We start from the raw sequence: 8,648 nt of genomic DNA, 5'->3' as shown, positions 1-8,648 counted from the left end.
TACCCGGAGGCCGAGCAGGAACCGCGCTTCATCCTGATTGACCAGAACGAGATGTTCCTGGGCGCCTACGAGTTCGGCAAACTGGTCCTCTCCACCCCGGTGGCCGTCGGTATCGAGGGGATGCGGCTCAAGAACGGATCTTACGAAATCGATGCGGTTGATCGCCGGCACGAGTCGAGCCTCTACAAGGTAGAGGGGACGGATCGCTACTACCCGATGCACTACGCGCTGCGCCTGTTTGTCGAAAAGCACGAGGAGGGGTGGACCACCTACTGGCTGCATGGACGTGACATTCCCGGCTACCCCGCTTCCCACGGTTGCATCGGCCTTTACGACGAGGAGATGCAGAAGGAGTACTACCACGCGCCGTCACACCCGATCCTGATGGATGCCAAGAAACTGTACCTGTGGGTACTGGGCGAGGAGGAAGACCCTCAGACTTTGCACCACCTGAGCAAGAGCGAGAGCGTGAAAGTTCTCATCATGGGCGAGCCGCCCGCCTTGCCGGTGACCAACACTGCTGTTGCGCCGATGCGGGTGCTCCCTGCCTCTGCCAAACCCGGGCAGCACCCGTGACTCCACGCTGCTCCCTCTACCTCGCAGGGGCAATGCAACTGAATAAACCCAACTCGTATCCTCTCAGCCGCCACTACTTGCCAACTTGGGATTTCCCGTCATACTTTTTGCCAGGTATTTTCACTCAAAAGTACGGAACCGGTGAAGGAGGGTAGTCATGAAATGCCCTGTGTGCAAGAACCAGGAACAGCTTGAGACTGAACTGACATCGAACGGTTTCAAGGAAGGCATCACCGAGTGTACTATCTGCGGAGCGGTGTGGTCGGTGAATCATGGTGTGGTCGAGCTTGTGAGTGATCCACAGGTTGAATCGTTCCTGGAGGCTCAAAGTGAGTGTGTCGAAGGCGACGATTACAGCTTGAGCAAGGAAAAGTAGCTGTCGCTGTCCCGGCTGTTGCCAATTGCCGCTATGTAGTAACGGCGTGCAACCCTTCCCTCGGTTCCCTCAACAACTCATCCTGCGCGTTCACGTTCCCGTGCGAGGTCGGGTCTCAAGCTTCCTGAGGCCCTCCTCGCTTTTCCCTTTCTCATTTCTGCTTTTACCGTTTCGCTACTGCGCCAGGGCCGTTGACACGGTTGCCCGGAACGCGTACCCTGACGCATCCTTTGGCGAAACGAGGTCACGTGGGCATGAAAAGAGTTAATATCATCGGCTGCGGTAAGGTCGGCATGGTGCTGGGGCGCCTTTTTCACGAGAAAGAGATCTTCGAGATAGGCGATATCCTGAACAGCACTCCGGAAAGCGGCGCGAGGGCGGCGGCCTTGATCGGGGCGGGGCGCCCGGTCACAGACTTCGCCCAACTGAGCCCAGCTGACCTCTGCTTGATTGCAGCCTCCGACGATGCTATTGCCGGTTGCGCGGTGAGGCTGGCGGCCTGCCGAGTTGTGCAGCCCGGGACGGTCGTCTGGCACCTGAGCGGAGCGCTGAATGCCGATGTGCTGGCTCCGCTGCGCGGGGCGGGAGCCGAGGTGGCGAGCGTGCACCCGGTGCGGAGCTTCGCGGACGTTGAACGCTCAGTGAGGGAGTTCCCGGGGACCTGGTGCGGCATCGAGGGCGACGAGGCGGCCGTTGCCGTGCTCTCCGCTGCCCTCACCTCGCTGGGAGCCAAGATATTCGCCGTCGACCCCGCCTTCAAGAGCATCTATCACGCCGGGGCGGTCTTCGTCTGCAACTACCTCACCGCACTTCTTGAGGTGGGCCTCCGTAGTTATGAAAAGGCGGGGCTGCCGCGCCAGACTGCCCTTCAGGTAATGGAACCCCTGGTGAGGGGGACGCTGGACAACGTCTTTAGCTTCGGTGCCGCGCAGGCCTTGACCGGCCCCATAGCCCGCGGTGACGTCGCGCTGGTTGCGCGGCAGTTGGCCGCAGTTGAAAGCTGGGACAGCGAAGTGGCCCTGATCTACCGCTCCCTGGGACGCGTCGCGCTGGAGCTTGCCCGTCAGCGTCGAGAAGCTGCCCCTTCCCCTTCTTTGGACGCCCTGCAGAAACTGCTGGTGGAGAACAGCTAGGGGCCTGGGCGTAGGGCGGGAGGGGAGCTGAGGAGAGCCCCCCTCGAAGAGTGGGTGCTGCTTGGACAGAAATATGCAAGTAATATGAAATCATGCATACTCGCTGTTTTAGTTGAACTTTTTTGTGGACTCACGAAAATTCGCAACTATAATAACAGCTTTTAAATGCATGGAAGGGCGGTTGCTTGGAAAAGATGAGCCAAAGAAAAAAACTTGGTGAGATATTGGTTGAGCAGGGGCTTCTCTGCCAGAAATCCGTTGACCGGGTGCTGGCCATCTCCAAAGCGCTCAACAAGAGGTTCGGTATCGTCTTGGTGGAGATGGGGCTGGTTACCGCCGATGAACTGGCTGAAGCGTTGGCGAGGCAGTACGGCTGCAAGACGGTCTACAATTTTGCCCGGGCATCGTTTCCGCCTGAGCTGCTCAGTATCCTCACGGTCGATACCGCGCTGCAGAACCTCATTTTCCCGCTCAAGGCGGAGAGCGGCAAACTCCACTTGGCGCTTTTCGATCCCACCGGCACCAAAATTCTGCAGAACATCGCCGCCAATAATAACGTCAGCATCATCCCGTACGTAAGTACCCGCGAAGAGATCAACAAGGCGATCTGTAAGCATTACCTCGGCATCGACGTCACCAAGCCGGTCAAAAAAACCATCCTGATCGCCGAAGATGACAAGATGATGCTCGCCATGCTGCAGAGCATCCTTTCCCCTCTGTACGAGGTCTATACCGCCACCAACGGGATCGACGCCTACAAGGAGGCGGTCAGCAGGAGGCCGCACGTTATCATGACCGACAAGGAGATGCCCAAGCTCGACGGCTTCGGCTTCCTCACCGCCCTGCAGAGCATTCCCGAGACCAAGGCGATCCCGGTCATCCTGATCTCGGGGACCCCTTCGGCCGAGGCCGAAGCGAAGGCATTTGACAGGGGCTTTTTCGATTTCATCCCGAAGCCGCTCAAGGAAACCACCGTCCTCACCAGGGTCAAGCGGGCCTTCGATTACTGCGACCAGCACAACTATCTCTTTCTGAGATAGCGGCTTTAGATGCGATAGCAAAGCGAAAGGGGCGAACTTCTAAGAATTCGCCCCTTTTGATTTTCCAGGCGGATGGATTGAGAGCCCCGGTGGGTTATGCCAGCGGACGACGCTACCCGTTGACGGCCAGGGCGCCTTCTAGGTCGCGGGCCGCTTCCTTGTCGTCGGTTGAGAAGACCTTGTCGATGTCGAGGATGATGATGAACTGCTCGGCCTGCTTCCCCATCCCCTTGATGAAGTCGGTGTTCAGCTTGGTGCCGATCCTGGGGGGCGGCTCGATCTGGTCCGGCTCCAGGTCAAGCACCTCCTGCACCGCATCGGCCATCGCCCCCATGATGACCTTTTCACCCTCCATCTCCACCTCCACGATGATCACGCAGGTGTTGACCGTCTGCTCGGCCATCGCCATGCCGAACTTCAGGCGCAGGTCCATCACCGGCACCACGCTGCCGCGCAGGTTGATGACGCCGCGCATGTAGTCGGGGGTCTGGGGGACCTTGGTGATGCTGGTAAAGTCCAGCACCTCGCGCACTTTGCCGATGTCGAGCGCGAAGAGCTCAGCCTCCAGCCTGAAGGTCAGGTACTGCGTGGTTTCCGTAATGGTTGCGACCGCCATGTGACTCTCTCCTTTGCTTCGTGTTGACCACCAGCTCTATTGCTCTAGCTCTTATCAAACGACGCCGCCGTCTGGCGTCGGTGGTATTTCACAGGTGAACGTAATGACTGTGATATCGGCCGCTTTCATGAGTTGTTGAGCTTTTTCTTTTGTGTTATAAGCTTATAATTTCGGTAAAGGCCTTCCTGTTTTCCCTGCCGGCTGCTGCAACGCGGCCTGACGGCGGCTGACGGCCGCTCTTCACCCTGAGGTCCGCAGATGCACATGATGCCACACCAGCCACTCCCGCTCATCATCGGTCACCGTGGCGCTTCCCGGGAAGCTCCCGAAAACACGCTCGCCTCCTTCAGGCTCGCTTTCCAGCAGGAAGCTGACGGGGTGGAGGCTGATTTCCGGCTGACCCGGGACGGTGAGATCGTCTGTCTGCACGACGAGAGCACCGCCCGCACCGCCGGCGTGGATATGGCGATTTCCCGCTCGACGCTTGCCGAGCTGCGGCGACTCGACCTCGGCATCTGGAAAGGAGAGCGCTGGCGCGATGCCCATCTGCCCACGCTCGATGAGGTGCTGGGGGAATTGCCTCCCGGCAAGCGGCTGTTCATCGAGATAAAAAGCGGCGAGGAGATCGTCGCCCCGCTGGCCGACCTCCTTGCCCGCTCGGCGGTGGAAGAGGACCGGCTGCGCCTGCTCTGCTTCGACGCACGTCTGGTGCGGACTCTCAAGGAGCGGCTACCTTCCTGCCGCGTCTGCTGGCTTACCGATTACCGCTTTCGCGGCACCTGGCGACCTTCCCACTTCGAAATTCTCGACACCCTCGCCGAAAGCCGGGCCGATGGCCTCGCCAGCAGGGACCGCGCGGTGCTGGACGCAGAACTGGTCGGCCTGCTGCGGGAACGGGCGCTGGAAATCCATACCTGGACGGTTGATTCCGTGAAGGCTGCTGAGAGGCTTGCCCGTCTGGGGGTGGACTCCATCATGACCAACCGGCCGGGGTGGCTGCGCCTGGCCCTGGTCCGGCGGTTAGCTGGCTTTGGCGCGGCGGAACGTGAGGGGGGCGCTCGATGAACAGGATGGCCTACCTCGCCACCGGCAGCATGATCGCCATCTGCGAGCGCTTCTCAAAGCTCAGGGTGCACATCCACGGCGCCGAACAGGTTCCCAAGGGGGGCGGCGTGATTTTCGTCGTCAACCACTTCACCCGTATCGAAACGCTGCTGCTCCCCTACCACATCTACCTGTTGACCGGCCAGCCGGTCTGGTCGCTGGCGGACGCCTCCTTTTTCGATGGCGCGCTGAGCGGGGTGCTCGACCTGGTGGGAGCGATCTCCACGCGAAGCCCCGACCGGGACCGGGTGATCGTGAAAACCCTTTTGACCCGCGAGGCCAACTGGATCATCTTCCCGGAGGGGAGGATGGTCAAGGACAAGGGGGTGTTTCGCCGCCGCCTGTTCCTTCCCGCCCGCGGTTCCCGCCCGCACTCCGGCGCCGCCACCGTTGCACTGCGCACCGAGTTCTACCGGCAGCGGCTGATGAGCCTGGCGGGGAGGGCGCCCCAGGAAGTGGAAAGGCTGAAGGGGATGTTCGGCATCTCCGATCTGGAACCGGTGCTGAAGGGGAACTGCTGGATCGTACCGGTCAACATCACCTACTACCCGCTGCGGGCCCGGGAGAACGTGCTGAGCATGCTGGGCGATCTGTTCCTGAAGAACGCCTCGCCCCGCCTCAGGGAGGAGATGCTCACCGAGGGGAACATGCTCTTTGCCGGCGTGGACATCGATATCCGTTTCGGCCCGCCGCTCGACCCCTCCGCCCAGCTACTCGCACCCGCCATCCAGGCCGACATCGACTCCGCCCTCGGCACCGGGTTCGACGACCTGCTCCCCTCGCTGCCGGACCTGAGGCGGGAGGCGCGGCGGCTGATGGATGGCTACATGTCCTCCATCTACCAGCTGACCACCGTCAACCACGACCACCTGTTCGCCTCCCTTTTGCGGGCTTCCCCGCTCAAGACCGTCTCCGAGAGCGATCTCAGGCGACGCGTCTACCTTTTGGCCTCCGACTTCCTCAGGTCCCGGGAGGTGCACTGCCACCACAGCCTGCAGCACGGGCAGGTCGCCCTGCTCACCGATGACCGCTACCACAAGTACCGGGATTTCCTGCTGCTCGCCATCGAGAAGGGGGTGGTCTCCCGGCGGGACGGCAAGCTCATCAAGGACCGCGGCAAGTTCTCGGCCCCCTTCGAGATGCAGCGTGCCCGCATCGACAACCCGGTGGGGGTGATCGCCAACGAGGTGCTGCCGCTTACCCCCCTGCAGCGCCAGGTGCACCTGATGGCCTGGCTGCCGGGGGCGGTGGTGCGCAGGAGGGTGGCGGCGGACCTGGAGCGCCAGGCGAGGGAGGAGTTCGACGAGGATTACCGGGTCTTCTACCGCGACGGCGAGAGCAAGGAGAAAAGGATCGGTGCCCCGGTGCTGCTTCACGGGCGCTCGCGCAAGCTCGGCGTGGTCCTCGTGCACGGTTTTCTCTCGGCTCCCGCTGAAGTCGCCGAGCTCGCCCTGTACCTGAACGGCAAGGGGTACTGGGTGTACCAGGTGCGTCTCAAGGGACATGGCACCTCTCCCGACGATCTCGCCTTGAGAAGAGGTGGCGATTGGGTGGAATCGGTCGATCTCGGCTATGCCCTCTTGAGCGCCGCCTGCGAGCGGGTGGTGTTGGGAGGGTTCTCCTTCGGCGGGGGGGTGGCCCTGGAATGTGCCAGCAGGGTGGCGGATGCCGCCGGGGTCTTCGCCGTCTGCCCGCCCCACCGCCTGCTCGACATCTCCTCCCGCTTCGCTCCGGCCATCACGGTCTGGAACCGGGTGATGGACGTGGTCAGCTACCAGTGGGCCAAAAAGGAGTTCGTGGAGACCGTGCCGGAGCGCCCGCAGATAAATTACGCGCGGCTGCCGGTAGCCGGGGTCCGCGAACTCGGACGCTTCATGAAGGACCTGGAGCCGAAGCTGGGACGGATCGAGGCACCGGTGCTGGTATTGCAGTCGGAGGGAGATCCCGTGGTGGACCCCAAAGGGAGCGAGCGCCTCTTCGAGATGCTGGGGAGCGAGGACAAGGAGTACCTGAAGTTTCCCCTCAAGCGGCACGGCATCCTGGCCGGGGCGGGCTCCGAGGAGGTGCATGCCGCCATCGGCGCCTTCGTGGACCGCATCACCGCCGGGGACGCTGTGAAGTGAGGCCAGGCGCAGAGCCGCCTCGCACCCCATTTCTGTTTATCTTTTCAGGTCAATCTGCTAAAAAAGGTGCTATGCACAGATCTCAGGTTGCCATCGACATTGTCCAGAGTCGGCACTGGGTCTTCGACCTGGACGGCACCCTCACCGTTGCCATACACGACTTCGCCCATATCCGGTCGGTTTTGGGAGTGCCGGAGGACAGCGACATCATCTGCCATCTGAATGCGCTGCCCGAGCCGGAGGCCTGTGTGGCGAAGACCAAACTCTCCGAGATCGAGGAGGAACTGGCGGGGAGAACGGAGCCGGCGGTGGGAGCCCTGGGGCTCGTGCGACTTCTGCACGGACGGGGGGCGCGTCTGGGGGTCTTGACCCGCAACACCAGGAAAAACGCGCTCACCTCGCTGGCGCGCATCGGGCTGGCGAACTATATCGCCCCGGACGACGTGCTGGGGCGCGACGAGGCGCAGGCGAAGCCACATCCTGATGGGATTTTGAAGCTGGCGATGAGGTGGGGGGCGCTTCCTTCGGCGGTGGTGATGGTGGGGGATTATCGTTTCGACCTGGAAACCGGAAGGGCGGCGGGAGCGGCTACCGTTCATGTCGATCCCAGCCGCGCCTTCCGATGGCCCGAGCTTACTGATTTAGCTGTGGGCACCTTGGCGGAACTCGCCTTGGCACTGGAGTAGTCACGAGGAAGCGAGGCTCTCCAGTTCGTTGTCCATGATCTGGACGATCTCGTCGTAGATGGCAAGCATAACGTTGAGGTCGCACCACTTCTTGACCCCGTTTCTGACCAGATAGCCTGCGTTGACCAAGGTCCCGGAGAGTAGCGCGATGCCGAGCGTGCGCTGGTCGTCTAAAGAGATCAGGATGGCGGCGTAGATGGCGATGAAGATCATGGAGGCCAGCCATGCGATTTCGGGCCCCTTGAAGGGGTTCACCATGACCTTGGTGAGGTCGATGTAGTAGCGGGTCAGCCCTCGCACGTTGCGCATTGCATCCGCTATCTCCCAGTTCTGCTCCTTCAGGTAGATACGGGCGAGAAAATGTCTGATTGCCGTCTGCTTTCCTTTAGCCATTCGTTCCGATACGTATATGTCAATTGCTTCATCCGCCGTATCTTTGTTCATGACTGACCACCTTTCGGGCTGGTGCCCGGCGTCCGCTTGCTGCGCGGAGTGCTTTAGGGAAATAGTTCAAGGAATCAATGCCGGCGGTACGGGATGTCGCTGGGAAAAGGCGTCCATCCCATAAGCTAAATATCGGTGAAAAGGTGCTCTGTGTCAACTCAAGGGGGCGGTTACGCCCCCTATTCATTCTGGAAAACCCGCCAGCTGGCGGCATGTGACGAAAAGGCTGGCCGGTAACGGCAGAGATAAAAGTGGAGACGCGGTTGGAAGAAGCGGGGAAAGAGATAACCACCGGGCAGGCACCGGAGAGCGCACCCGAGACGGACGGGCTGATAGTATCCCACTTCGGGGTGGCTGTCGAGGTGCTTTTCGGCGGCGGCGAGCGCCGGATGGTGAGGGTGAAGAGGAATTCCGGTCACGTGGTCGGGGACCGGGTCCGTGTCGCCGGAGAGGTGCTGGAGCGGCTCCCCAGGCAGACGGAACTGCGCCGCCGGGATGCCCGCGGCAGCGTGCACCTGGTGGCAGCCAACCTGGACGTGCTGGGGATCGT

The 8,648-nt window shown here is 61.5% G+C and carries 9 protein-coding genes and 1 pseudogene; 8 read left to right on the top strand and 2 right to left on the bottom strand.

Features of this window, described 5'->3' with window-relative positions; genetic code table 11:
- The 4 genes from VJ604_RS07780 to VJ604_RS07765 all read left to right on the top strand — a co-directional run.
- On the top strand, positions 1 to 576 hold a 576-nt coding region (locus VJ604_RS07780; RefSeq protein ID WP_324081326.1), incomplete at its 5' end, for a L,D-transpeptidase.
- 157 nt (positions 577 to 733) lie between these two features.
- A complete protein-coding gene (locus tag VJ604_RS07775) occupies positions 734 to 952 on the top strand; it encodes a hypothetical protein (protein WP_324081325.1) in 219 nt (72 codons plus the stop codon).
- 254 nt (positions 953 to 1,206) lie between these two features.
- Positions 1,207 to 2,085, top strand: a complete 879-nt coding sequence (locus VJ604_RS07770; RefSeq protein WP_324081323.1) for a Rossmann-like and DUF2520 domain-containing protein — start codon at positions 1,207 to 1,209, stop codon at positions 2,083 to 2,085.
- Between the two features lie 194 nt (positions 2,086 to 2,279).
- Positions 2,280 to 3,125, top strand: coding sequence for a response regulator (locus VJ604_RS07765; RefSeq protein ID WP_324081321.1), 846 nt, complete (start codon positions 2,280 to 2,282; stop codon positions 3,123 to 3,125).
- A 112-nt stretch (positions 3,126 to 3,237) separates the two neighbouring features.
- On the opposite strand, the gene VJ604_RS07760 is transcribed toward VJ604_RS07765, so the two are convergent.
- A complete protein-coding gene (locus VJ604_RS07760) occupies positions 3,238 to 3,741 on the bottom strand; it encodes a chemotaxis protein CheW (RefSeq protein WP_324081319.1) in 504 nt (167 codons plus the stop codon).
- Between the two features lie 258 nt (positions 3,742 to 3,999).
- On the opposite strand from VJ604_RS07760, the gene VJ604_RS07755 reads away from it, so the two are divergent.
- From VJ604_RS07755 to VJ604_RS07745, 3 genes are all read left to right on the top strand, one after another.
- On the top strand, positions 4,000 to 4,806 hold the full coding sequence (locus tag VJ604_RS07755) for a glycerophosphodiester phosphodiesterase (RefSeq protein ID WP_324081316.1): 807 nt from the start codon (positions 4,000 to 4,002) through the stop codon (positions 4,804 to 4,806).
- Positions 4,803 to 6,968, top strand: coding sequence for an alpha/beta fold hydrolase (locus tag VJ604_RS07750; protein WP_324081314.1), 2,166 nt, complete (start codon positions 4,803 to 4,805; stop codon positions 6,966 to 6,968). The genes VJ604_RS07755 and VJ604_RS07750 overlap by 4 nt, the downstream gene beginning before the upstream one ends.
- Before the next feature lie 71 nt (positions 6,969 to 7,039).
- The gene (locus VJ604_RS07745; protein WP_324081312.1) at positions 7,040 to 7,654 is read left to right on the top strand and encodes an HAD family hydrolase; all 615 of its coding nucleotides are present in this window, start codon (positions 7,040 to 7,042) and stop codon (positions 7,652 to 7,654) included.
- Here VJ604_RS07745 and VJ604_RS07740 read toward each other — a convergent pair whose 3' ends face one another.
- A complete protein-coding gene (locus VJ604_RS07740; protein ID WP_349256670.1) occupies positions 7,655 to 8,098 on the bottom strand; it encodes a GSU0071 family protein in 444 nt (147 codons plus the stop codon). It lies immediately after the preceding gene.
- A 263-nt stretch (positions 8,099 to 8,361) separates the two neighbouring features.
- On the opposite strand from VJ604_RS07740, the pseudogene VJ604_RS07735 reads away from it, so the two are divergent.
- Positions 8,362 to 8,648 (top strand): annotated as a pseudogene (locus VJ604_RS07735) (hypothetical protein); the annotation flags it as partial.

The organism is Geomonas sp., assembly GCF_035254065.1.
Lineage (GTDB): Bacteria > Desulfobacterota > Desulfuromonadia > Geobacterales > Geobacteraceae > Geomonas.
This window is presented reverse-complemented; position numbering and strand designations above follow the sequence as displayed.

What these genes read in the sequence shown, in the direction of transcription:
- VJ604_RS07765 (WP_324081321.1), top strand. Translation starts at nt 2,280, where the DNA reads ATGAGCCAAAGAAAAAAACTTGGTGAGATATTGGTTGAGCAGGGGCTT.
- VJ604_RS07755 (WP_324081316.1), top strand. Translation starts at nt 4,000, where the DNA reads ATGCACATGATGCCACACCAGCCACTCCCGCTCATCATCGGTCACCGT.
- VJ604_RS07750 (WP_324081314.1), top strand. Translation starts at nt 4,803, where the DNA reads ATGAACAGGATGGCCTACCTCGCCACCGGCAGCATGATCGCCATCTGC.
- VJ604_RS07745 (WP_324081312.1), top strand. Translation starts at nt 7,040, where the DNA reads ATGCACAGATCTCAGGTTGCCATCGACATTGTCCAGAGTCGGCACTGG.
- VJ604_RS07770 (WP_324081323.1), top strand. Translation starts at nt 1,207, where the DNA reads ATGAAAAGAGTTAATATCATCGGCTGCGGTAAGGTCGGCATGGTGCTG.
- VJ604_RS07760 (WP_324081319.1), bottom strand. Translation starts at nt 3,741, where the DNA reads ATGGCGGTCGCAACCATTACGGAAACCACGCAGTACCTGACCTTCAGG.
- VJ604_RS07775 (WP_324081325.1), top strand. Translation starts at nt 734, where the DNA reads ATGAAATGCCCTGTGTGCAAGAACCAGGAACAGCTTGAGACTGAACTG.
- VJ604_RS07740 (WP_349256670.1), bottom strand. Translation starts at nt 8,098, where the DNA reads ATGAACAAAGATACGGCGGATGAAGCAATTGACATATACGTATCGGAA.